Origin of the sequence: Poriferisphaera corsica, from assembly GCF_007747445.1 — a bacterium.
GTDB classification, from domain to species: Bacteria; Planctomycetota; Phycisphaerae; order Phycisphaerales; family Phycisphaeraceae; genus Poriferisphaera; species Poriferisphaera corsica.
In genome coordinates this window covers 1,178,111-1,202,097 of the sequence record NZ_CP036425.1, presented here as the reverse complement: position 1 = coordinate 1,202,097, position 23,987 = coordinate 1,178,111, and the positions used below count along the sequence as shown (strand labels likewise).

Genomic DNA, 23,987 nt, shown 5'->3' with positions numbered 1-23,987 from the left:
CCCCCTCCCCCTTCCCCCCTGATACGTCATATCCTTCTTCCAAACCCACCCTTGACCCTGCGCGCAAATCTTTTCCTCCCAACCACACGAAAATGCCGCAGTATTCTCAAGCCCACGACCGCCGGTCGTGGGGTGTCTTACAACCCACCAATCAATCGCCTATAAAATCTCCCCCTCTCACCTACGTCTCCCCCAACCAACACCCCTCACCACCCGTGGGGTCTTTGACTGCCCCGGCTCCATCATCTCAGACCCATCACCTGTGTCTTCATTCAAAAACCCGCAATCCTATATCCCTTCCTCTTTCCCCCTGCACTCTTCCGCAAATACCACTAAAATACCCCAATGCCCGAATCCTCCCCCGACAACCCAAAACCTGAACCCGAACGCCTGCGATACAAACTCACCGTCGCCTACGACGGCTCCGACTTCTTCGGTTGGCAAAAACAAGAACCACCCGACCAAGAACCCCTACGCACCGTTCAAGGCGTCCTCGAACAAGCACTCATCCGTAAACTCAAACAACCCATCACCCTCACCGGCGCATCCCGCACAGACTCCGGCGTGCACGCACTCGGACAAGTCGCTCACTTCGACGCCGCCACACGCATCCCCGTCGAAAACCTCGCCCACGCCGTCAACGGCTGCCTCCCCCCTGACATCGACATCCGCCACGCCGAAGTCACCTCACCTGATTTCCAATCCATCCTCGGTGCCAAAAACAAGCAATACCGCTACCGCTTCTTCATCTCCAATCACCGACCCCTCGGCTTCCGCAACCTCGTCTACCACACACGTTATCAACTCGACACCACCCTCATGCAAGACGCCGCCAATCGTCTCGTCGGCACACACGACTTCGAAGGCTTCGCCACCGCAGGTCACGGCCGCGAATCAACCGTCCGCACCATCTACACCTGCAACATCGAACAAAACGCCGACTTCACCGACATCGTCGTCACCGGCAACGGCTTCCTCTGGAACCAGATCCGCATCATCGCCGGCACCCTCCTCGAAGTCGGCCGCAGCCACTTCACCCCCTCACGCATCGACGAGATCATCCAAACCACCGACCGCCAACTCGCTGGCCCAACCCTCCCCCCCTCCGGCCTAACCCTCGAATGGATCTCATACGACGACCCATCACCTAACTCATCATTAGATGCAAACAAAATGCCCTCTACACCACCCACATCGCGCGATGCGAAAGTGACGGATGTGAAAAATATATCTGGCGCACAGGGGGAGGATCATGATACGTCATTACCGGATATGACAGATACATCTGACGAACAGGGGGGGGATCAATGAAGATCATGCACATTATCACGCGGCTCATTCAGGGTGGTGCTCAGCAAAACACCGTCATGAGTTGTCGCGCGCAGGTCGCCGCCGGCCATCAGGTCACCCTCGTCTACGGCCCAATCTACGGGCCCGAAGGATCACTCCTCAAAGAAGCCCAACAATCCGGCGCAAAACTCATCGAACTCCCATCAATGGTGCGATCCATTCACCCGCTCAAAGACGCGCAGTGCTATCTCGCACTTAAAAAACTGATCAAACAAGAAAAACCCGACATCGTTCACACCCACTCATCCAAAGCCGGCATCATCGGCCGCGCTGCCGCATCAAAAGTTCAATACTCACAGAAAACTTCCTCAAATCCCAACCCTGGCCCCATCATCATCCACACCGTGCACGGCCTGCCCTTCCACGATCATCAACCCAAATGGGTTCACAACCTCTACGTCGGCCTCGAACAGTTTGCAGCCAAACGCTGTCACCACATCATCGCCATCACACCCGAAATGGTACAAGCCTTCGTTGACAAAAACATCGCGCCCGCATCCAAGTTCTCTGTTGTCCCTTCTGGCGTGGATCTCTCGCGATTTAAACTCGCACCTAACGCAAAGTTAGACGCACGCAAAAAATTGAACATACCCCAGGACGCCGTCGTCATCGCCAACCTCGCAAGACTCGACCCACTCAAGGGGCACAACGACCTGCTCGACATCTACCCCACACTCAAACAAAAACTCGGCGACAACACGTACCTGCTCTTCATTGGCGACGGTTTTTACCGTAAAGAACTCGAACAAAAAATCAAAGCCCAAAACCTCACCGATAAAATCATCATCACCGGCTACATCCCGCATGAACAAGTCGCCGCAACCCTCGCCGCCGCAGACATGAAAGTTCTCCCTTCTTATCAGGAAGGACAATCGCGCACCCTCGTCGAAGCGCTCCTGCTCGGCCTCCCAATCGTTGCTTATAACGTCGGCGGCATCCCCTCCATCTGCAACGCGCACACCGGCCGCCTCGTCACCGCACACGATCATGACGCGCTCGCCGCTGCGATCGTGGATACCATTGAAAATAAAGAAAAAACACAAAAACTCACTGAAGCGGGAAGAGAATTCGTCCGCAAACAGTATTCCTCACAGGCGATGACCGATGCGCTTCAGCATCTTTATGATTCGCTGCGATCGATCCCCAACTGATAAAACATTTGTTTTGCAGCATGAAATGCAAAACAGCACGTTAGAGAGTGAAACTTATGGCAAATATCTTAGTTGTCGGCCCGCACCCGGATGATCAGGAACTCGGTATGGGCGGCACAATCATTAAGCTCGCCGAACAAGGCCACAATATTCTCATCCTCGACATCACCAACGGCGAGCCAACACCGCATGGTTCACTTGAGGAACGTGAAAAAGAATGGACGCTGGCTGCGAAAATTATGGGCGCGCCGCGGCAACTATTGGGCTTAAAAAACCGCGAGGTATTGCACACCCTCGACGCGCGGCATGCAGTCGCTGGGATTATTCGCGAACATCAAGCTGAGATTATCTTTTTGCCGTTTGAGGAGGATGCGCACCCGGATCACCGTGCGGTGACACGGATTGTGGAGGATGCGCGATTTGATGCGAAACTGACAAAGATTGATTTGCCGGGCGAACCAATTTATCCGCGGTGGATGATTTATTATTACTGCACACATCTGCGGTGGGTTGCGAATCCGACGTTCTGTGTTGATATCACGGAGCAGATGGAAAAGAAGATTGATGCGATTAAGGCGTATCACACACAGTTTGTGGTTCCGGAGAAGAATCGGCCGATTGTTGATTGGCTGCGGAGTATGAATGCGTATATGGGATCACGGATTGGTGTGCCGTATGCCGAGCCGTTCTTTACGAAAGAGCCGCTTGGGTTGAATGGTTTGGGTTCATTGGTTGGGATTTAGGTTTGTGCGCATAAAATGTTTAGGTGTTGGATTTGTGCGCGCAGATTTTGAGGTTTTTTTTGATTTGGTTTTTTAAGAATTAGATGAATTGTGTTTGTTTTGAGATGGGGAGTTGCGAAAAGCGAAAGATATGATGGAGAATGTGAAATTGACGGACGAGCTTGTGCGCGCCGATTTCGATTTTCGGTGAGTTTCCCTTAGCACAAATAGATCTAAAATTGCGAGAAATGGGCAAAGAATGGTGCGAAACACATTGTATATTGATTGAAATGTGTGAGAAATGTACCTGTTTTAAAGGGTGATTTCGTGAATTGGCGCACAGTTTGAAAGTTGTATGTTTTGGTACGGGATTTGCTATGGAATAAAAATATGGTTCTGGCTTGAAGTGAATGCAGACGCATATAGCCATTGATTTAGTTCTAATTTATGCCATACTTAGCCAGATCAGCGATCATTTCAAGCTATTGAAAGAGTGAGTTACTCGGGAATGATCGACCCTGTACGTAGGAGATGTAGAGGGAAAAGACATATCTATTGTTGATTTACGAGGAGACAGCATGTTACACAAACAGCTTGCTATGTGTGCGTTATTGGCGTGTGGGTTTGGCATAGGAACATCGGCGGATGCGACGGTTTATCGCGCGACGTTTGGCGAGATCGATGATGTGGATGATTACGACGCATCGGATGGTTTTGATTATGGAGCGATCACTGGCGGCGAAGTGATTTTCACTATTTCTGATAATCTACAATTGGAATCAAATGGGATTTTGCAGGATGGCTCCGATACATTCTATTCGGGTATAACGTTCAATCATGTCACATTCACGAAGGCGGACGGCGATTCGGTGATTGCATTGAACAGTGATGTGGAGCTTGAGTTGTGGGATCGATTGCCGGGAGAAAACGGTGGATGGAACTATATTACTTTTGAATCTGATATTAACAGTGAAGGATTTACGCTGGAACTCAGGACGAATAGTACACACGCTAATCATGGGAACATTTTTAATCTTGGGACACCGAATCCTAACTCACTAATCGATGGAAAACTGTTGACGTTTGCGGATGAGGCTGAGCGTGACAGCATCTATCACACGCCGTATTTCCAGTTTTATGGTACTGGCTTGATGTTACCGAATGGTGATATTGAGATGCTTTTGAAAAGTTTACAGATCGTGCCGGAGCCGAGCTCGATGGTGCTGATCGGCTTAGGTGGCTTAGCGCTAATTAGACGTAAGCGTGCGTGAGATTTTTAGTTTAATCATTTAGAGAGCTGCGCCGACTTTGATTGGTGCAGCTTTTATATTGGGGGGATGAGGATGGGGATTTTAGAATGAAGACGCAGGTGATAGGTTCGTGATGCTTTGCATAAAGACCTCACGGGTGGAACCCGTGGGCTTGAGGGTTTGTTGAAATAATGTTTGGTTGGGGTGACACCCCGCACCGGCGGTGCGGGGCTTGTAGAGCAATGATGTGGTTGATGTGCAGCGGCGGGATAGGTTAGGCGTGCATGTCGGCGGGAGTGAGGTTGAACTTTTCACACCACTGTTTGTAGACGATGGGTGAGATTTCTGAGGGTTTAATTTCGGATCGGCCGCCCCAGAAGATGTTGGTGTAGAGGACAGGGATGCCGGCTTCTTTGAGGTGTGCGTCGATGGCGGCTTTGTGTTGGAGGACGTTGTCTTTGTCGTTGCCGTGAGAGACACCCATGATGTTGACGTTGCCGAAGGTTGGCCCGCCGTCGCGCCAATAGGCGTGGGTCATGCAGTGGTGACGGCCGACTTCGATGCCTGCTTGTAGTTCTTGACCGGGGGAAACGGCCCAGTGGTAGAGTGCGTTGTAACGTGAGACGGTTTTGCCGGTCTTTGTTTTTTTGACGTGCTCGAGGAAGGTTGAGAATCGGCCGATGACGCGGCGGTTGTTGAGCTCGTCTGCGATGTGGCAGAATTCATCGAGTGAGAGACCGATTTCTTGGGCGCGGGGTTGCCAAAGGTTGAGTGTAAGTTCGGCGGAGGTGAACTCGCGTTTGAGGGCCATGAGCACTTTCCATTCAAGGTCGGAAAGGTCGGTGACGGTGACGTTGTGAACGCGGCCGGGGGTTTCGGAGCGATCGCCGGGTTTGAGTTGGCGACGGCGCATGTGGCCAACGCCGAGTGAGAAGACGTTTTTGGCGGGGAGGAGGACGTAGTCTTGGGCGCCGGTTTTTGATGCGAGGTAATCGCAGTGCTTGGTCATTGAGTAGGGCTTGGGAACTTTGAGTGTGGTCCAGAGTTTGTAGGTTGAGCCGGGGGTGTCGCCGTCGGTGGAACGGAGAACGACGTGGCCGGTGAAGGGGTCGTTGGCGAACATGTATTCGAAGGCGTCGTTGATTTTGTCTGCGGGAACTTTCCAAGCGATGAGCGCGCCGGGTGCGAGGTTGGTGGCCATGAGTGTTTGACGGACACGGCGGATGACGCCTGCGTCGAGCATGGCTTTGATGCGCGTGAGGATGAGGTCGGTGGGGAGGTCGGTCATCTCAGCGATTTTGGAGATGGGACATCGCTCGAAACCTTGGACTTTGTCCTCGGAAACGGTGAGGATTTGGGTATTGATGGGGTCCTCGACTTCGATGGGTGTGGGGTCGAATGAGGTCGCGTCTTGTGGGGATTGGGGGGAATTATGGGGGGTGGATTCGCGTTTCATAGGCTCAATTGTAACAGGTGGAGAAGACGAGAACGAATTGCAAGATTGATGTAAAGAGTTGTCTACAAAAAGATAATGGACGGTTTTGAGTGCGGAATTTGGGATTAAATGAAGGGTGGGCGGGGTTTTCTTAGGGGTAGAAGGGGCGGGTCGCGCTTCGGAAAAATTTTAATGAGATGGTTTAGGGGCAAGACACCCCGCCACCAGCGGTGACGGGCTTGAGGGAATTATTAAATGAGGACTTTTGGCGTTGAATTCAAAATTTGCGCGTCGGGTCAAGGGCGGGATTGAAAAATTGATCATACGTATAGGGGGGGGGTTAGTAGTGAAAGCCGGAGTCGCGGAGGTGGATGGCGGGCGGGCCGGGGTTGAGGGTTTTGGCGTTGAGGATTTTGGCGATGAAGATGTCGTGGTCGCCGTCGACGTCCATATGGCAAGAGACTTCACATTCGAGGTAGTTGAGTGAATCGGCAAGGATGGGTAGTGAGGGGGATTTGCCGTGGATGATCTGGTAGCCGAGGAAGGGGTCGTCGGCGAAGTCGGAGGGTGCGGCGAATTTGCGTTTGATGGTGGTGTGGTGGTCGGCGAGTTGGCAGAGGGCGAAGTGCCGAGACTCGGAGATGAGGGGCATGATGGGGCGGCCTTTGGCGATAGCGATGGAGATCATGGGTGGATTGAATGAGACTTGCTGAATCCATGAAGCGAGCATGCCGAGCCGACGGTCTTCGTGGTGTGCTGTGAGGACGTAGATTCCACTAGGGATTTGGCCAAGAATTTGAGCTAGATCAGAAGTTTGTGATTCGGGATTATCTGCGTTACGAACCGATTTGGATGATGGCATATGGCCTCCGTTTGGATGTCGATTGTTCGGCTCCCAAACTGGCGAGGTTTTTTAGTGCGCTTTTCTACGATTGATCTCGTTGACCAGTGGGTTGCTGTGGAGTGAGGGGATGGCGATGGGTGAGGCGGAGAGGGAGGATCAGTGATACAACGATCTTGATGAGATAATTATTCTTGAGATTTTTGAGTTGAGCTGTGCGAGGCAAGCGGATTGATGTGGCGTGCTTAACTTAATGTATGGATGCAAGATACGTTTTGATGAGAAGATAGGCAATAGCATTTATGGGAAGGGATGTCCTGTAGTGATGCAAGTGGTTTGACGGTGATGTGGGTGGGGCTTAGGGTGAGTGGATGAATTATGAAGCTGCGATATTTGATTTGGACGGGACACTGGTGAACAGCTTGCGAGATTTAGCGGATGCGGTGAATTACGCTTTGCGAGAATTGGGCAGGCCGATGCATGAGCTGGAGGCGTATCGGTATCTGGTGGGACAGGGTGTGAAGAACCTGATTAGGGATGCTTTGGGTGCTGGGCATGAGGGGTTGTTTGAGGAAGGATTGCGGCTGTTTCATGAATACTATGATGTTCATATGTATGACCATACGGGGCTGTACCCGGGCGTAGGTGAGATGTTGCGCGAGTTGAAAAATGGGGGTGTGAAGCTGGGCGTGGTGAGCAACAAGCCAGACGGTGCAACGCGTGAAGTGGTCACAAAGTTACTTGATGGGTATGGGTTTGATGTGGTGTTTGGGGCGCGTGAGGGCGTGGCGATAAAGCCAGACCCGGCGGGGCTTAGAGAAGCGATGGACGTAGTGGGGGTCAAGCCGAGTGAGTGTGTCTATGTGGGGGATAGTAAAGTGGATATGCTGACAGGGAAAGCTGGGGGCGTGATGACGGTGGGTGTGTCATGGGGATTCCGAGAGGTTGAAGAGCTAGAGCAGAATGGTGCTGATGTGGTTGTGCATGATGCGTGCGAACTATCGCGGATTATACTGGGCAAATAGACAGATTCTTAGCAAATGATAGTTTTTTGAGATGGTCCTATCTCGAGGGAGCAATTACGGGTATACTCAACGCAACTTTTGCTCATTTTTATTGAATGTTGAAATTTGATTGAATAAGCATGCCTTGCATGAGTGAGTCGAGTGGCGTGGTGCCTGTTTGGGTTGAGAGAGTTGGCGTGCTTTGGATGTTGTGTTTGTGTGAATGACTTGTTGAACCATCTGCTGCGCGAAAAGAGGCTATGAAGTACATATTTCTGATCGTTGCTGTTTTATTAAGTCTGTTTAGCTTTGCGACATACATGCGGTTCCCAGATGCGAAGTCTGAGGTGCCGGTATTGTTTTGGGTGACAGATCCGAACCCTGCGAGGACGTTGCAGGTTGAGACATTTAAGAAGTGGCTCATCAAGCATGGTCATGTGACGGCGGATGGGAAGCCTGCGGTTGATTTGCGCATTGACGCGGCGAATGGACGGATGGCGAAAAAGATCATCCAGACGGTGTCAGGTGTGGGCGGCGATGTGATGGATTTGTTTAATGGCCGGTATGTTCGGTACATGGATGATATTGGTGTGCTGGAAGAGCTTACGGATAGTGCGAAAGAGATGGGTTTCGATCTTTCGAAGACTTATAAAGCGCTAGAAACTGAGCTTGTGGTGAATGGGAGGCAGATGGCGTTCCCGTGTAATGTGGTTTGCTCGCTGCTGCTGGTGAATAAAGATGTGTTTGAGAAGTATGGTCAACCGCTACCGCCTGAGAAGTGGACGATTGATGAGTTTGAACGATTGGGTAAAGCGTATGTTAAGGCTGCGAACGAGCCAGGCAAGCAGCAGACGAACTTCTATGCAATCGGCGTGGATTATACGCTGATGCATCGGAGTATGGGGCTGAGCATTTTTAACGAAACGTTGACGGCAAGTACGCTGGATGATGAAAGATATGTGAAGACACTTGATCGGATTAGCAAGTGGATTCATGAGGATCATATTATCCCCACGGAAGCTGAAATACGTTCGTTTAATGTAGGGTCGGGTTATGGGGGGTTAACGGCGCAACTGTTTTATCGTGGCAATTTTGCGATGATATATACGGGGCGGTACATGTTGATTCAGTTACGGCGATTTGAGGAGCCGATGAAACTTGGTGCGGTGAGTGTGCCCTTCGATCATTATCCGAATGCCCGAATTTCGACGCGCACTTCGGCGATGTATAAGGGTGGGAATCACAAAGAGGCGGCCAAGCTATTTTATCAGTATTTAGCTAGTGAAGATTACAACATGTTGATTGTGAATGATGCGGATGCGCTGCCTCCGAACCCTGAATATGCGAAGGGGGAAGCGTTTTTGCGGCCTGAAAAATTTCCGAACGAATGGGGCATTCATGAAAAGTTTGTGAATCAGGCGAAGACGATCGCGATTGGCGGGGTGTACAGTCCGTTTGTCGCGGATGCTGAGGTGTTCAGATCAACGCAATACTATTACGACCGTGTGGTGAACAAGATTTCGTCTCCAGAAGAAGCGGCATCTGCAACTAAGCTGGCGATAGACAAGAAGATCGCGTTAACGCTGCGTGAAAAGCCTGCGTTACAGGAGATGTATGACAAACTGACTGAAGATCAGAAAGTGATTGATCAGTGCAAGACTGAAGGCAAAAAGATACCGTTGCGGTTGGTTCGTAATCCGTTTTTGAAGCGTTACTACAAAGATATGAGCATGGGTGAGTAATGATGTTGAATTCAAAGACCAAGAAGAATGTCTTGACGGGTTTGGCATTTTTGACGCCGAACATATGTGGGGTGGCACTGTTTGTGGTGTTTCCGGTGGTGCTGTCGATCTATATGGCGTTTTCGGATTGGAATCTGACGAAGACAAATCCGTTTAAAGAGAATCCGGATTTGAACTTTATTGGGGTGGAGAACTTTGTGCGGCTATTTACAGAGCCGGAGTTTTTTCAATATTTCAAGAACACACTGTTCTTGATGATGGGGATACCGTTTGGGATAGGTGCGGCATTAATTTCGGCAGTGTTGTTGAGTCAAAATACTAGGACGGATAGTCATAAGGTTGCGAAGTGGCTGAAACAGAGCGCGTTTGTCATTATTTCAGCAGTACTTGGTATCTCCGTTGCGTTAATGTTTATCGCAGGCGGGTCGGGTATGGGGATGATGACGCTGCTGATCTGTTTACTGGGTGGGATTATCTTTTTTGGAGTGATGGGTGGGAATACCGTTTATCGCACGCTGTTCTACTTGCCGAGCTTTACAGCTGGTGTGCCGACGTATGTGCTTTGGAAAAAGCTATATAACCCACGATCAGGACCGATCAATACGACGCTGCAGCCGGTGCTTGATGAAGTAAGCGAGTTAACGGCGGCGTTGCCGACAGGGCTGTTTGGGTCGTGCCGATGGATTGGGTATGGGATTATTGTTTGTTTGTTTGCGTTTGGGCTGAGAAGATTGCGTGGGCTATGGGATGATGGGGAGATTGGAAAGACGGCGCTTATTCCAGTGATTGGCGCGTTAGTGTTGCCGATTGTCGTTGCTTCTATATGGAGGTATACGTCGGAGAGTAGTTGGGTGTTAGCGGTTTCGTGTGGAACGGTATTTGTTTATCAGATTGGGCGGATGGTGATCAATGGGCGTGCGTTTACGTGTAAGGATTTTGACGGGTTCGGGAATGGGATTTTGTTGACACTTGGGTTGATGGTGTTGTCATTTATTGTTCTGGGTCTATCGACGATGCTGTATCACTTACCGGGGATGGTGAGTGATCCGATTGATCCGGGGTTGAATGCACCGAATTGGTTGGGGGATTATGCGTGGGCGAAGCCGTCGATGATGATTATTGGATTCTGGGCGGCGATGGGTTCGAATAATATGCTGCTGTACTTGGCGGCGTTGACGAATGTGCCACAGCAGTTGTATGAGGCGGCGGACATCGATGGCGCATCACGATGGGCGCGTTTTTGGAATGTGACGTGGCCGCAGTTGGCACCGACAACTTTTTTCATTGCGGTGATGTCGATCATTGGCGGATTGCAGGGCGGGTTTGAGATGGCGAGAACGCTGACGAATGGCGGGCCTGCGGGTGCGACGACGCCGTTGAGTTTCTTTATTTACAACGAGGGTTTTGAGACGGGGCGATTGGGCTATTCGGCAGCGATCGCTTGGGTGCTGTTCTTGATGATATTCTCGATCACATTGTTTAACTGGAAGTTTGGTAATCGCTATGTCAACGATTAATGCGAAACATGGTTTAGTGCGAGACCGCCAGAAGTTTATGGGGGCGTCGTTGCTGCATCTGTTGCTGGCGGGGATCAGTTTTACGCTGATTTTGCCATTTGTCTGGATGGTGCTGACGAGCTTAAAGAGCCTAAGCGAGGTGAGTAGTGCGAGCTGGTTGCCGGGCGAGGCAGGTTGGCATTTGGGAAATTACGCCAGGGTTTTCGAGGTGATCCCGTTCGGGACGTTCTATTGGAATAGTATTTTTATTGCGTGCTGGGTGACGTTTTTGCAGGTCTTTACCAGTTCGCTGGCAGCGTATAGTTTTTCGCGATTGCAGTGGCCGGGACGTGACAAGGTCTTTTTTGTTTATCTGGCAACGATGATGTTGCCGGGACTGGTGTTGATGATCCCAAACTTTCAGATCATGATTTCATTGGGGCTGGTCAATTCATTAGCGGGGCTGATTTTGCCAGCAGCATTCTCGGCGTTTGGAACGTTTATGTTGCGGCAGTTTATGCTCTCTATTCCGACCAGTTTAGATGAGGCGGCAGAGATTGACGGCGCAAGTAAGTGGCGAGTGTATTGGGATGTGATATTGCCTCTATCGCGTCCGGGGCTAGTAACGTTGACGATCTTCACTTTTATGGGGACGTATCACAGCTTTTTCTGGCCGCTGGTCATGCTGAAGAGTGAACATAAATATACATTGCCGATCGGGATTTTATCGTTTGAATCGGCATCGAGTTCGGAAACGAATTTGTTGATGGCGGCGGTTACGATGTCAGTTGTACCACTGATTATTCTGTTTGTTGCGATGCAAAAACAGTTGGTTGCAGGGATTCAATTGGGAGCAGTGAAGGGTTAAAGATTAAACTGGCTGCCAAGAGATGAAGTGATGTGAATGTGTGTGTACCCCTGTAAAAGCAGGGGTTTTATGTTTTGTTAGCTTTAGATTGCTGCTGCGATTTAAGCGGATTCAGATTGGATATATTCTGAGGCTTCGGCGAGGCTGGTGCGCCATTCGACGTAGCGATACGGGATCTCGTATTGCATATGGACTTCTTGCAGTTTCTTAAGGAACTCTTCGTAAAGATCGTTCTGCCAATCTTGAAGTTGCTGGTCGCAGAAATAAATGCGGCAGCCAAGCGGACGGATCGGATGGATGGAACAGAGGCCGTCGATTTGATAAACACAGCCATCAATGGGGGTGTTGTCAGATGCTAGTGATTGAGCTGCGCCGTTGAGTACATTGAGGGAGTGATTGTTAGATTTAGCGGGTTGCTCGCAATTGTCATCTGCACTTTCGGGTGACATGGGGTGATGGATGAGTTGATGAAGGACGAAAGCGATTTCGAATCCTGTGACGTAGAGGCGGTGGCCATAGGTTTCGAATTTACAGCATTTACCGGAAGCGAGGCAGGCAGCATTTTGCTGTTTGATACGGTCGGCGAGCTGGTTGTACAAATCAAGGAGCGATGCGGTAACTTCGGGGGTTGAGGCTGCGTGATACCAACGCTGCCAAAGGTCACGAGTCGAAAGGAAGTTATTGTGTGGTTGCATCATGTTGTTGTCACTATCCGATGATTAGAACTCATTTTGATTGAGGATGATACGGATGTCTTCAACGGGGTAAAAATTGGCGTCGACACGGCGCATGCCGGGGCATGTTTTGGCTGCGTTTTTCCATGTCCTAGATGATTTGAGGTTTTCCGGCCAGAAGGGCCAGGTTCGGCATTGGGTAGGCCGAGATTTATACAGTTTGCAACCGCGTTGTCCGCCGGGAAGATCGATTAGGAATACACAGTCGTATTGTCTTTTTTCGTTTTTAACTTCGTTGAGTGTCCAACGGCCAAATTTTTTGTGTGCGTATTTTTCGAGGAACGTTGGTGCGTCGATATTGAGTATGGTGGCCATCTCGTCAGCTTCCTGCTCATTGAACCAGACGAAGCCAGGAGCACCGGTGCAACAATTACCGCAGAGCGAGCACTCGAAGGAGAGGCCATCTTTGTACCATTCATCACTGTTGTTTGGCGGTTGTGTCATGTGTGACCTATAAAAATAATATGGGATTGGTCGGGCGGGATATTGTAGGGGATGGGAGCAGTGGTTGCGAGTAATAAGTTGATTGAGGGGTTGGGTGTGTGAGCGGTATTGGGTAACACGAATTAAAAGCCAGCCTTCATTTTCATAATGGTGTTATCTTCAGGATCATCGAGAAGCGACTGAACGTGAGCGGCAGCACACTCGGCAAGTGATCGCAGATCGTAGCCACCTTCAAGAACTGAAAGGAGACGATGATCGGCGTGCCTTGCGGCGATCTGTTTTAGGGTGTTGGTGATCCATGAAAAATCGGATGGGGCGAGATTCATGCTGGCCAGTGGGTCATCCTTGGAGGCATCGAAGCCGGCAGAAAGAAGGAGAAACTGAGGTTTGAATTCATTGAGCTTAGGCACGATTTTATGAATAAAGATTTGGCGATAATCGGTAAATTCGGCACCGGGTTGAAGGGGGAGATTAAGTGTAAAACCAGTTCCTTGCTCTTTTCCTTCTTCGTATGCAAAGCCTGTGCCGGGATATAGAGTTGAGGGATGTTGATGAATATTGATCACGAGGATATCGGATCGATTTTCGAGAAGATGCTGAGTGCCATTGCCATGGTGAACGTCAAAATCGACAATAGCAACACGATCAAGGCCATATCTATCGGTTAGATAGTCTGCGGCCAAGGCAATGTTGTTGAAAAAACAAAAGCCCATTGATTGTGCATACTCGGCGTGGTGCCCGGGCGGACGGATGGCGCAGAATGCTTGGGCAATGTTACCGGCCATGATAGCGTCGACGGCGGCGAGCACGCCACCTGCTGCGAGGAGTGCGATATCGTAACTGCGTGATGAGATGGAGGAATCGTCTGAGTCAATAAAGCGCAAGCCAGATTGGCATGCTTCATGAAGACGCTGCGTATAGGCGGGATCATGCAGGCGATGGACTTGATCAATGTTGATTGGGTCAAAGGGGATGGGGATGAGTTGCTCGTAGATGTGCTGCTGTTTGAGTTTATCGATGATGGCGCACAGACGATCGGGGCGTTCCGGATGGCCGGGGCCGGTGTCGTGTTCCAAGAATTGATCGTTGTAGACTAGTCCCGTCCTCATGGGGGCATTATACGGGATCGCAAGATTTTGAGAATGATCAATTTCTATGCTGCTGACATTGGCTATTACACACTTAATCATTTGGTTTTGAGGTGCGATTTCAGGAGATCATGCGCCGTGGCTGGCGTGAGGGTATTGATGCGTATGGTTTTTTGAGGCTGGGTGTGGCCGGTGTCTATTTCAATCTGTTTTTTGGGAAGTTTTAGCGTTTTGGCGAGTAGTGCGATGATCTGCTTATTGGCTTTGCCGGCTTCTGGAGGGGCCGCGACAGCGATTTTAATACGATCACCGAGTCGGCCAACGATTTTGGTGCGGCTGGCATTGGGGACAACTTTGATGCGAACAAGAAGTGTCGTGTCGTCTGGCTGGGTGATGATGTGTGGTGATTCGGTCATGATCGCTATCGTTGATGAAGCTGTGTAGCGGGTTTTGTTTCGTGGTGTTGTAGTGATTATACGGATTGCGTGACGAGAGGTTTGGGGATGAAATGGATCGTGATGAGATTTGGTCGTAAGGTAGCAGGACGTAATGTAGATTTCGGGAGGAGGCTTTGAAGTGAAGGAAGTTGTGCCAACTGAATTATTTGGTGGTGGTAAAGATACTGCAGATACGACGGCACTATGGATGCGGCCATGGGTTGTAGCATTGGTATATGGGGTGTTGCTGATCTACGGATCGCTGCTTCCATTTGACTTGGGGGAGTTGAATATTGATCGGGTTTTGATTGCGATGGGAAGCATGCCCGTTTGGCGAAGCGGTTCTGGTAGTTTCTCACGACTCGGTGTCGCGGGTTGGTTGAGTGATTGGGGTATCAATGTGCTGATGTATATACCGTTTGGTGTGTTGGTACGGCTGGCGATGAGGCGAGTATTTGGGCAATGGTGGCTACAGATTAGTGTGGCGATGTTTGTTACGATCGGACTTAGTTATTGCGTGGAGAGTTTACAGACGCTGAGCGGTTGGCGGGTCGGATCCTTGAACGATTGGTTGAGTAATTCTTTAGGCGGAATTGTTGGGGCGATGTGTGGCGCACGTTTGAATCAATTGCGATCAGTACTTGCCTTTAAGCTTTATATATGGTGGGCACGATTGCGATTAGATGTTGAAGTGCGTCGTACGTATCTGCTGCGTTTAGTGATTGCTGGAACGGTGCTGGTGCTGAGTTTGTTGATGCTTCATGCAAAATTAGTTGACTATCTCATGGATCATGCTGGTGATGGACGGCTTAGTGAGATGCCATTTTATGCTTATTATTTGCAGCCGTATGATGTCTCGGCTGTTTTGATCGGTAGTAGCTTTGTGGTATATGCCGTCGTCGGATTATTACTTTTGATATTGATTCAATCGAAGCGCGTAGATAGCCATGCGACGCTCACTCTGGCTGTGGTTGCTGGGATTGCTTATGCGATGCAGTTGCTGATGAATGTATCTGGTCGATTTGCATTTGATACGACGGAACCGATCATTGCGGTAGGGGCTGTGATGGTGGTGTATGGGGTCGTACATTATGCGCAGCGATCGATTAAGGCATCCTGCCGCAGGCATGAACAAGTAGCGGTGAAGCATGACCGTAGACGGAAGCCGTTTGAGTATGGTTAAGAACATTGTTTATGCTGCGTGCAAGCCGTCACCCACTTTGGAGATTTGAATATTATTCAGGTCCCATTTGCGAAGTGGTTCAGCGGCGAAGTCGTAGATCATGTTCTGGCGTTTGAGTTTCCAAACAGAGAGTTGATTGCGCTTAATGACAACGGCGCGAGGTTGTTTGGGGAAGTCGAAGGAGCCGGTGTTGATGATGATGCGGCCGTGTGACTCCCAGATGCCGGCACGATGGATATGGCCAAAAATAAAGAAACGGGATTCGGGAACATACTTGGCGGCAAAATCGGCGGCCATACGGGGAATTCGATGCCAGTACCACATCACTTTGAACGCTTCAGAAAAACGCTTCTCGAATTTACCGATACGAGAAAATTGAATAGTTTCACCATCGGAGGCAATTTCGTTCCATTTGAGATGTGATGCGTGTTGAGCGGATTTTGATTGTGCTTGAAAAGCATTCTCGTGCTGATCACTAAGCGATTGATAGGCGTGATCTCGGATTTCTTGAAGGTGTTTAGCGTAGTTATTCCAGGGTGAGATGGCGGGATGAATGATGTCGCCGTGAGTCATGAAAACTTCACCTTGGTTGAGAGATAGATGGCGTTGATCGGTGAGGTGTGGGTCGTGATTTCCAGAAAGTAGTGTGATCTTAACACCGTCATCTTGGCAGAGATTTTGTAAATCAACGACTTGCTTTGCTGCACTCGCGCGAAACTTGGGATGATGTAGTTCAGCGATATCACCGTTGATAATGAGATCGGTTGCCCGTGCCCGCTGCCAAAGATTGCGGAGTGCTTTGGGGCCCCACACGGCAGCCTTTGGGTGTCCCATGTGTGTGTCAGAAAGAATCAGGATCCTGCGTTCATCACTCATGAAGGATTTATCGGCGGGGTCGTGGTATGGTTTCGACGTGATATTAGATGTTGTTGCAATTGCAGAATTCAGGGCTGGCGTAATCTGCATAATCCGAAAATTATGTCACGAATATAGAACATGCGATTCCGGATTATTCGCCGATGACGCGTTTTCGTCGAAGGATGTGGTGATAGTGCTGTGCGAAGCGGTGTGCTTCGTCACGAATTGCTTGGCAGAGTTTGAGGCCGGCATTGTTGCGACTAAGTTTGATGGGTTCGGATTTGGCTTGGGTGTAAATGAGTTCTTCTTTTTTGGCAAGCGAAATCACCATTGGGGGTTTGATGTCAAGATCTTGGAACGCTTCGAGTGCGGCATGGAGTTGGCCAAGCCCACCGTCGATGAGAATAACATCGGGGTAGAGTTCGTGGCCCTGCCCTGCTTCACGATACCGACGCGAGACAACTTCCCTAATCGATGTATAGTCGTCATTTTTCGCAGTTTTGATTTTGTAGCGACGGTACTGATTTTTAAGAGGACGACCATCTACGAAGCAAACTTTTGAGCCGACGGTTTCGTTACCTTGCAGATGAGCGATGTCGATGGCCTCCATACAACGAACAGGCTCTGAGAGGCCGAGGGTCTTGGAAAGTGATTCGATACCTTTTTTGGGATCGCCGTAAAAGGATTCGGATTCGGGTTGCCAACCTTGCGACATTTTGCCTCGTTCTTCAAGTTTTTCAATGGCCTTAATCTGGTCACGCAAAATTGCAGCCTGCTCGAAATCAAGGTTCTTCGAGGCATACTCCATCTCTTCACGCATCTCGCGGAGCATGACAGAACGTTTGGATTCGAGGAAGCGGATGAAGTGCTGAATATCTTTGCGATACTCGTCTTTGCTGATTTTGGCGCCACAGGGAGCGGTGCATTGCTTGATGGGATAGAGAAGGCAGGGACGGAAATATTTTTTGGTTTCATCGTCATCTTTGATATCAAGATGACAGGTGCGGAATTTAAAGATGCGCTGCATGATCTGCATAGCTTCTCGGAGCGCATATGCGTTGGTGAACGGGCCAAAAACTTTGGAGCCTTTGAATTCGGGGGAGCCGGGCTCGCGTGTGATAAAAACGCCGGGGAAGTCATCGCTCATAGTGATGACGAGGTAGGGGTAGGTTTTACCGTCGGTAAGGCGAACGTTGAACTTGGGATGCAGATCTTTGATGAGTCGGTTTTCAGCAAGAAGCGCTTCCCATTCGCCCTCACATTCGATGGTCTCAAAATCATCGACGATATTGAGCATTCGCTGCTTGTGTGGGCCGAGGTCGGTGGACTTGAGAAAGTAACTGGAAACACGATCGGCTAGCCGTGTTGCTTTACCAACGTAGATAACGCGACCCTTGTCGTCTTTCATGAGATAGACGCCGGGCACTTTGGGGAGCGCCCGCGCTTTTTTATGAAGCTCTTTGAGTTTGGATCGCAGTTCTTTCATATTCTGTTGCCGCGCTATTGAACGGGGGATACAACATCATATCGTGGTTGAGGCTGAACACGAAAATGAGGCTTCGCTCAAGCGAATATCGTGACATAACAGTGGGGGGCTGATAAAATTCCAGGATTTTATCCGGGAAGCAATTTTCTGATAACAACGACATTCAACCGTTTTGCACAATGATGTAAGGGTCAGATGCGTATGGATCGTTCGAGCCTGCCTATCTATGGGCGCTATAACGCTCGAATACTCAGATATTTCCCTACTAACCATTCATACTGACGATCTATATTTTGGTTGAAGTGCGCTGCAAGTATTTCATTTGGTGTCGCGCATGTACGTAAGCATTATTTGTTACGAGCCGCATTGGGTGGATCATTAAACACAATCGGGTCACATCTGACGCAGAGAGATTCCGCAAATATCGAGGTATCGAAATGGCGAAGGCAAAGTCACAAAGAATCAAACAAAAAGAAGTTTTACTAATCGCGAATGGCGATTTACGGCTATCTGCCAATCAGAACTGCTGGGCTGCTCAAAAGAAAATGGAACAAGAGCTTGAAAAAGCTGTTCTCAAAGTTTCGGATGGCAAGTTTAAGATTAAACGGGCACATCAGTATGATTCGGTTGAGAAACATGGTTTTATCAGTTCACAGAAAATGGGGATGGCTATCTTTCGGAAAATCGACCCGAAGCAGCCATTGATTGTTGCGGAATCTGTGTGGCAATATTCGCATCATATTGCACATGGCTTGCTTACACATCAGGGGCCGATCTTGACGGTTGCGAATTGGTCGGGGCAATGGCCGGGATTAGTAGGGATGCTGAATCTGAATGGCAGCTTAACTAAGATGGGTGTGGAATATTCGACACTTTGGTCTGAAGAATTTTCGGATAAGTATTTTACAGGCCGACTGAGGAAATGGTTGGAAACAGGAAAATGCACACATAGTTTAAAGCATGTTCATAAATTAGAACGTTTAAAGGTGCCCTCAAAAACGATAAAACTTGGTGCAGCCTTAGCAAGTGAATTGAAGGAACAAAAAGCGATTATGGGGATTTTCGATGAAGGGTGTATGGGGATGATTAATGCGATGATTCCCGACAAACTATTGAATGAGGTTGGGGTTTTTAAAGAACGAATGAGCCAATCAGCGTTGTATTACGAAACAATGCAAGTTACCAAAAAGGAAGCTAAAGAAGTTCGAGAGTGGTATCGCAAAAAGGGAATGCATTTTCATACAGGTCGTGATGAGAAAACTGAGCTAACGGAGAATCAGATTTTAGCTCAGTGCAAAATGTACATTGCAGCAGCTCGCATAGCAGATGATTTTGGATGCGATTGTATTGGCATCCAATATCAACAAGGTTTGAAGGATTTACTGCCTGCTTCCGATCTGATTGAGGGCACGATGAATACAACAGATCGGCCGCCTGTTAAATCGAGAGATGGCAAACGGGTACTGTTTAAAGGACAGCCGATTAAGTGCTTTAACGAAGTTGATGAATGCGCGGGGTTAGATAGTTTGTTGACCTATCGTGTGCACAAAACGCTGAAGCAGCCGGTTGAAAATACGTTGCATGATATCCGTTGGGGTGATTGGGATCAGTCAGGGACAGTTGATGGATATGTTTGGGTGATGTTGATTTCGGGAGCGGTTCCAGCCACGCATAATAAAGGAGGCTGGAAGGGGTCGGATGGTATGCGGCAACCTGCTATGTACTTTCCGCTAGGCGGTTCGACATTACGTGGCATATCAAAGGCGGGTGAGATTATCTGGTCACGTATTTATATGGAAGGCGGGAAGTTAAAAATGGATATTGGGCGCGGTGAGGCAGTTGAGCTACCCATTGCGGAGACAGAGAGACGATGGACAGAAACGACAGCGGAATGGCCGATCATGAATGCAATTCTATACGGCGTTAGTCGTAATGAACTCATGGCTAAGCACCAAGCGAATCACGCACATTTTGCTTATGCGAAAGATGAAAAATCCGCAGACCAATGCATGCTTACGAAGGCAACGATGGCGAAAGCGTTAGGGATGGAGGTAAATGTGTGCGGCACGCGTAAGCACAATAAAGCTTGGGCTTAAGAGTTCATATAATTGGCTCGCATAATCGCACCGGCGTCATCCATCATGGCCGGTGCTTTTTAAATATGGCAAAATAGGCAAAATAGATAGGCCTCACCCAATTTCACTACAGCAAATAATCTATACATACTGCCTGAAGTCATCGCAATACGTTCAATCATTGCAAATTTATCTTCCGTATTTCACACGCATGTTATATAACTATACATGAACGTTAAGTACCAATAGATACATTTGGAGGTTTGAATGCACGCCACATATTCACGCATGACTATCGCTGCCCTAGCACTTTGCACCGCAACAGCCGCTCAGGCAGCCGTCAATGCTGATACAAAATTCAACGATTATCGTGGTCTGTGGGTGACGCGTTACGAATATAAGTATGGCACGGAAGCGGGCGTGAAGAACATCATGCGCAATTCCAAATTAATGGGCCTGAACAATATCTCATTCCAAATACGCGGCTCGGGTGATGCTTACTACGATAGTGCGTACGAAACCAAAGCGATCAGTTGGGATGCACTTGATCCCGCAGTAAATTATGCTCATGGCTACAACATGAAGCTTCATGCATATATGAACACCATGCCCATGATGAACGGCTCAAGCACGCCGAGCTCCAACCATGTCTGGAGTCAAAACCCAGATTGGCGTTTAAAAAAAGCAGACGGGTCAACACAACCACTTGGATCAGGCTACGTGACGTTTAATCCTGTTTTACCAGAAGTAAAACAGCATCTAGCCAACGTCGCGGCTGACATCGCAACAAAATATGATGTGGACGGTATTCACCTCGATTACATCCGCATGATCGGTAATGCGTTCAGTAATGGATACATGGCAGACTCAAAAACGGTCAATTACTACAGACAAGCATATGGCTTGAGTTCAGGCCAATACGTCAACACGAATTCTTCTCATTACAAAGCATGGGTTGCGGCTCATGTGACTCAAGTGGTCGACAGTATTGACGATGCAATCAAAGCAATCAATCCTGATCTTGAGCTTTCAGCTGCAACATGGGGCGACCCGAATACAGGTTCAAGCTCATACCAACAAGATGCAAAATGGTGGGTACAGCACGGCAACGTTGATGCGGCTATGCCCATGATCTATGCCTATGGCGATTCATCATTCCAATCACGCTTTGACAAATACCCTGGAGCCGACGACCGCCAAGCAGCAGTGATCGCAGGCATTGGTGTTTACCTCAAAGACCAGCCAACCAGTGGCGGCGCAACCTATTCGCTCTATGATTTGAATAGCCAACTCAACTATGCGAAGAACAACGGTGCCAACGGCTACCAGATGTTCTCCTATAGCGATCTGGTCAATTCAGATGGCTCCCTCAACGCATTCGGTCTTGCATTACGCGATTACAACCGCAACCTCATCCGTGAAACCGCACAACTCTCCATCATCGAAGACTTTGAGAATGGGGATGGGTACTTCAACACATCCCCAACATATTCCGGCAGTAACCAGGGCATCAGTGGTGCAACTTCAGAACTGACAGATCAAGGTCAATTCGGAAAAGCTCAAAAACTGACGATTGATGGTTCCAACGATGGCTGGCGTCTAAGGTATCTCTCGGGCATTGATAAAATTGCAGCGACTGAAGGCAATAAAGAATTTTTCACCGAAGGCTATATCGGCTTCTGGCTAAAAACGACCAACCAAGATATGTCAGCTTCAATTATCATTGATGATCCAGATACCGGAGAATACGGCATCTGGCAGGAGGTCATCGGTGACGGTCTATGGCATCTATACGAGTGGAAACTCGATGATATCGCTGACTGGAATATCTTCGCCTCTGGCGGTGGTGATGGAGACATTGACCTTTTGGAAGCAACCATCGATGGCTTGTATTTTAAAGGTGTCGGCGACGCGGAATTCATGATCGATACGATTGCACACAATCCATTCGGCTCACTGACTGCAATCCCAGAGCCCGCAGCACTCACTTTGCTTGCCCTATCGGGAATACTGCTTCAGCGGCGCAAACGCGCATAAAATCATAAGCAATTTCAGATTACACAAAGCCGATGTTTAACATCGGCTTTTTCATTTCAATATAGAAAGTTCGACTAATTCAACACTTGTTCTATACGAATTACAGTAAACCTGTGAATGGAAAACATTTACCTATATTCGATGATGCTTCTTATCCGACGTAATTAATTTGCCGAATGACTGAATATAAAAATGGCGCCGAACCAGTCTGGGTCTAGTCTGGCTCGGCGCACTAGGGGGATAGAATCAATCTTGATTACCGGCTTATCCACCTATCGGTGCATTAGCCGGTTTTTTTGTCGCTTAATTTCCAGCATTCGTTTTACACCAATATGAAACGCCAAAAACACAAGGTTTTCTGGATCCTTGCGTCAACGAATTAATATTGGATCAACACTGGCCAAGCGATCAATCCACGTAACATCTTTTCGACATCACGCACTACCTACGAGCTCGCAAGAAGCCCGTTCTACTCCTTACTTATTCTTCTTACTTTCCGTGCAAATCAGAATCAACTCTCGATTCTCTCAAATGCACTGAACAATCAAAACAATACTCGAATTCAATACCTCTATTGGGAAGCGAAATATCTCATATTTCTTGCATAATGACCGAGTAAATAACAAACGTATTAATTACGAAATTCGGGCAAACGTGTTAAACAGGGCAAAATAGATCGCTTTCAGTTTATGACCTCTGTTCTCACAAGTAGTTATTACAAACACTCCATCTCAGGCACGAAAAAAGCCATTCCGAAGAATGGCTTATCAATTACATGGTTCCACCGAAAAAATCAGAATGCTGCACTCACATTCAGGAACAACAGCGCGTGATCATCCGGCTTTGCAATTTTGTCTAGCGTCCTCACATCAAATCCTTCACTGAAACTTTGATTGAACGCATAACCAACACCGCCTTCAATATTCACGCCATTCTCTAATGTGTAATTCACACCGACTTTGGCCGCATTGAAACGATAGAACAAACGACGATCATCACGATCATCCTTATAGAAACCTTCGGTCATTTGCTCAAAGCTTACAAACGTTTCAATCCGTTCAGATATCAACCAGCTCGCTTTTACATCAGCACCAATAATCTGCCCACCGGGAAACAGTCCTGAGCCCGCTGTAAGTTTGAACGATTCGTTGGGCTGCCAGTTCACTCTGTTATAAAAACCGAGCATGTACTGTAACTGCGGCGAGACATAGTGATTAAACTGAACAAACGGCAACGGAACATCCGGCAAGATATCCCTATTCCCATCATATGTCAGACCAACAACCAAACTACGCTGCTCGTCAATCATATAGGTTCCCGCAAAGCTACCCATCGCATAATACGAATCTGTATTCTGAAAATGCCCATCATTCGCTGTACCCATCCCAACGGTGTATCCAAGACGCCAGTCATCCGACACCTGACCAATGTCATACGCCATCGCAACTGCATAATTATTTAAACCGCCCGGCAACCCAGCAACATCAGAATCTACAATCAGCGAGTTCGCTGTGTAACCGACCGATATTTTAGGCTGATCATACTTATCCAACTTCATACGCGATGAAGATGAAATGTATGCAATACTGATATCTTCTTCTTGGCCTGTCTCATTATCAAAAATCGTAAAACCACCATTAACCGTTTCAACTTGAGTTTCTTCCGACCAAGGCTTCAACAGCAATCCTGGCCCTACCTCTGCCTGAGCCATCCCACTCGCCGCAAGCGATGCCAATACCGCGCTTGCCATAATCGTTCTTTTATGTTTACTCATTTGATTCATCAG

The 23,987-nt window shown here is 48.6% G+C and carries 20 protein-coding genes; 11 read left to right on the top strand and 9 right to left on the bottom strand.

Translation table 11 applies throughout. From position 1 onward, the window contains the following. Positions 1-345: 345 nt before the first annotated feature. The 4 genes from truA (at position 346) to KS4_RS04810 (ending at position 4,494) form a co-directional block, all read left to right on the top strand. Positions 346-1,311, top strand: a complete 966-nt coding sequence (gene truA / locus KS4_RS04825; protein WP_145075389.1) for a tRNA pseudouridine(38-40) synthase TruA — start codon at positions 346-348, stop codon at positions 1,309-1,311. Then, positions 1,308-2,501 (top strand): glycosyltransferase family 4 protein, encoded by a 1,194-nt coding sequence (locus KS4_RS04820; protein ID WP_145075386.1) that lies wholly within the window; start codon positions 1,308-1,310, stop codon positions 2,499-2,501. The genes truA and KS4_RS04820 overlap by 4 nt, the downstream gene beginning before the upstream one ends. A gap of 56 nt (positions 2,502-2,557) precedes the next feature. Then, positions 2,558-3,244 carry a PIG-L family deacetylase gene (locus tag KS4_RS04815; RefSeq protein ID WP_145075383.1) on the top strand — a complete coding sequence of 229 codons (687 nt, stop codon included), beginning with the start codon at positions 2,558-2,560 and terminating at the stop codon, positions 3,242-3,244. A 557-nt stretch (positions 3,245-3,801) separates the two neighbouring features. After that, positions 3,802-4,494, top strand: coding sequence for a PEP-CTERM sorting domain-containing protein (locus tag KS4_RS04810; RefSeq protein WP_145075380.1), 693 nt, complete (start codon positions 3,802-3,804; stop codon positions 4,492-4,494). A gap of 253 nt (positions 4,495-4,747) precedes the next feature. Here KS4_RS04810 and KS4_RS04805 read toward each other — a convergent pair whose 3' ends face one another. Together KS4_RS04805 and KS4_RS04800 are read right to left on the bottom strand one after the other, a co-directional pair. After that, positions 4,748-5,929, bottom strand: coding sequence for an Lrp/AsnC family transcriptional regulator (locus KS4_RS04805; protein WP_200761582.1), 1,182 nt, complete (start codon positions 5,927-5,929; stop codon positions 4,748-4,750). 319 nt (positions 5,930-6,248) lie between these two features. After that, on the bottom strand, positions 6,249-6,770 hold the full coding sequence (locus tag KS4_RS04800; RefSeq protein WP_145075377.1) for a flavin reductase family protein: 522 nt from the start codon (positions 6,768-6,770) through the stop codon (positions 6,249-6,251). Positions 6,771-7,120: 350 nt separating this feature from the next. On the opposite strand from KS4_RS04800, the gene KS4_RS04795 reads away from it, so the two are divergent. The 4 genes from KS4_RS04795 to KS4_RS04780 all read left to right on the top strand — a co-directional run bounded on the left by KS4_RS04795 (position 7,121) and on the right by KS4_RS04780 (position 11,859). Then, positions 7,121-7,774 carry an HAD family hydrolase gene (locus tag KS4_RS04795; protein WP_145075374.1) on the top strand — a complete coding sequence of 218 codons (654 nt, stop codon included), beginning with the start codon at positions 7,121-7,123 and terminating at the stop codon, positions 7,772-7,774. Between the two features lie 239 nt (positions 7,775-8,013). Then, positions 8,014-9,495, top strand: coding sequence for an ABC transporter substrate-binding protein (locus KS4_RS04790; protein WP_145075371.1), 1,482 nt, complete (start codon positions 8,014-8,016; stop codon positions 9,493-9,495). 2 nt (positions 9,496-9,497) lie between these two features. Next, entirely contained in the window at positions 9,498-11,012 is a 1,515-nt protein-coding gene (locus KS4_RS04785; RefSeq protein ID WP_200761581.1) for a carbohydrate ABC transporter permease, read from the top strand. Beyond that, positions 10,999-11,859, top strand: coding sequence for a carbohydrate ABC transporter permease (locus KS4_RS04780; RefSeq protein WP_145075365.1), 861 nt, complete (start codon positions 10,999-11,001; stop codon positions 11,857-11,859). The genes KS4_RS04785 and KS4_RS04780 overlap by 14 nt, the downstream gene beginning before the upstream one ends. 101 nt (positions 11,860-11,960) lie before the next feature. Here the strand turns inward: KS4_RS04780 and KS4_RS04775 are convergent, their stop codons facing one another. The 4 genes from KS4_RS04775 to KS4_RS04760 form a co-directional block, all read right to left on the bottom strand. Continuing rightward, the gene (locus KS4_RS04775) at positions 11,961-12,557 is read right to left on the bottom strand and encodes a YkgJ family cysteine cluster protein (RefSeq protein ID WP_145075362.1); all 597 of its coding nucleotides are present in this window, start codon (positions 12,555-12,557) and stop codon (positions 11,961-11,963) included. Between the two features lie 21 nt (positions 12,558-12,578). Next, on the bottom strand, positions 12,579-13,037 hold the full coding sequence (locus KS4_RS04770; RefSeq protein WP_145075359.1) for a YkgJ family cysteine cluster protein: 459 nt from the start codon (positions 13,035-13,037) through the stop codon (positions 12,579-12,581). Positions 13,038-13,159: 122 nt separating this feature from the next. Continuing rightward, positions 13,160-14,146, bottom strand: a complete 987-nt coding sequence (locus KS4_RS04765; RefSeq protein WP_200761580.1) for a histone deacetylase family protein — start codon at positions 14,144-14,146, stop codon at positions 13,160-13,162. A gap of 77 nt (positions 14,147-14,223) precedes the next feature. Then, on the bottom strand, positions 14,224-14,541 hold the full coding sequence (locus KS4_RS04760) for a DUF167 domain-containing protein (RefSeq protein ID WP_145075353.1): 318 nt from the start codon (positions 14,539-14,541) through the stop codon (positions 14,224-14,226). Between the two features lie 160 nt (positions 14,542-14,701). Here KS4_RS04760 and KS4_RS04755 point away from each other — a divergent pair, with 160 nt between their 5' ends. Further along, entirely contained in the window at positions 14,702-15,745 is a 1,044-nt protein-coding gene (locus KS4_RS04755; protein ID WP_145075350.1) for a VanZ family protein, read from the top strand. Positions 15,746-15,754: 9 nt separating this feature from the next. Here the strand turns inward: KS4_RS04755 and KS4_RS04750 are convergent, their stop codons facing one another. Next, positions 15,755-16,711 (bottom strand): metallophosphoesterase, encoded by a 957-nt coding sequence (locus KS4_RS04750; protein WP_145075347.1) that lies wholly within the window; start codon positions 16,709-16,711, stop codon positions 15,755-15,757. Positions 16,712-16,754: 43 nt separating this feature from the next. Continuing rightward, positions 16,755-18,089, bottom strand: a complete 1,335-nt coding sequence (locus tag KS4_RS04745; protein WP_145075344.1) for an excinuclease ABC subunit UvrC — start codon at positions 18,087-18,089, stop codon at positions 16,755-16,757. A gap of 437 nt (positions 18,090-18,526) precedes the next feature. On the opposite strand from KS4_RS04745, the gene KS4_RS04740 reads away from it, so the two are divergent. After that, positions 18,527-20,185, top strand: coding sequence for a fucose isomerase (locus tag KS4_RS04740; protein ID WP_145075341.1), 1,659 nt, complete (start codon positions 18,527-18,529; stop codon positions 20,183-20,185). Between the two features lie 246 nt (positions 20,186-20,431). Next, positions 20,432-22,201 (top strand): glycoside hydrolase family 10 protein, encoded by a 1,770-nt coding sequence (locus tag KS4_RS04735; RefSeq protein ID WP_145075338.1) that lies wholly within the window; start codon positions 20,432-20,434, stop codon positions 22,199-22,201. A gap of 793 nt (positions 22,202-22,994) precedes the next feature. Here the strand turns inward: KS4_RS04735 and KS4_RS04730 are convergent. Next, complete coding sequence (locus tag KS4_RS04730) at positions 22,995-23,975, bottom strand: hypothetical protein (protein ID WP_145075335.1); 981 nt, start codon at positions 23,973-23,975, stop codon at positions 22,995-22,997. Positions 23,976-23,987: the final 12 nt, after the last annotated feature.

Coding starts and splice junctions, on each gene's coding strand:
- truA (WP_145075389.1), top strand. CDS start 346: ATGCCCGAATCCTCCCCCGACAACCCAAAACCTGAACCCGAACGCCTG.
- KS4_RS04820 (WP_145075386.1), top strand. CDS start 1,308: ATGAAGATCATGCACATTATCACGCGGCTCATTCAGGGTGGTGCTCAG.
- KS4_RS04815 (WP_145075383.1), top strand. CDS start 2,558: ATGGCAAATATCTTAGTTGTCGGCCCGCACCCGGATGATCAGGAACTC.
- KS4_RS04810 (WP_145075380.1), top strand. CDS start 3,802: ATGTTACACAAACAGCTTGCTATGTGTGCGTTATTGGCGTGTGGGTTT.
- KS4_RS04805 (WP_200761582.1), bottom strand. CDS start 5,929: ATGAAACGCGAATCCACCCCCCATAATTCCCCCCAATCCCCACAAGAC.
- KS4_RS04800 (WP_145075377.1), bottom strand. CDS start 6,770: ATGCCATCATCCAAATCGGTTCGTAACGCAGATAATCCCGAATCACAA.
- KS4_RS04795 (WP_145075374.1), top strand. CDS start 7,121: ATGAATTATGAAGCTGCGATATTTGATTTGGACGGGACACTGGTGAAC.
- KS4_RS04790 (WP_145075371.1), top strand. CDS start 8,014: ATGAAGTACATATTTCTGATCGTTGCTGTTTTATTAAGTCTGTTTAGC.
- KS4_RS04785 (WP_200761581.1), top strand. CDS start 9,498: ATGTTGAATTCAAAGACCAAGAAGAATGTCTTGACGGGTTTGGCATTT.
- KS4_RS04780 (WP_145075365.1), top strand. CDS start 10,999: ATGTCAACGATTAATGCGAAACATGGTTTAGTGCGAGACCGCCAGAAG.
- KS4_RS04775 (WP_145075362.1), bottom strand. CDS start 12,557: ATGATGCAACCACACAATAACTTCCTTTCGACTCGTGACCTTTGGCAG.
- KS4_RS04770 (WP_145075359.1), bottom strand. CDS start 13,037: ATGACACAACCGCCAAACAACAGTGATGAATGGTACAAAGATGGCCTC.
- KS4_RS04765 (WP_200761580.1), bottom strand. CDS start 14,146: ATGAGGACGGGACTAGTCTACAACGATCAATTCTTGGAACACGACACC.
- KS4_RS04760 (WP_145075353.1), bottom strand. CDS start 14,541: ATGACCGAATCACCACACATCATCACCCAGCCAGACGACACGACACTT.
- KS4_RS04750 (WP_145075347.1), bottom strand. CDS start 16,711: ATGCAGATTACGCCAGCCCTGAATTCTGCAATTGCAACAACATCTAAT.
- KS4_RS04745 (WP_145075344.1), bottom strand. CDS start 18,089: ATGAAAGAACTGCGATCCAAACTCAAAGAGCTTCATAAAAAAGCGCGG.
- KS4_RS04740 (WP_145075341.1), top strand. CDS start 18,527: ATGGCGAAGGCAAAGTCACAAAGAATCAAACAAAAAGAAGTTTTACTA.
- KS4_RS04735 (WP_145075338.1), top strand. CDS start 20,432: ATGCACGCCACATATTCACGCATGACTATCGCTGCCCTAGCACTTTGC.
- KS4_RS04730 (WP_145075335.1), bottom strand. CDS start 23,975: ATGAGTAAACATAAAAGAACGATTATGGCAAGCGCGGTATTGGCATCG.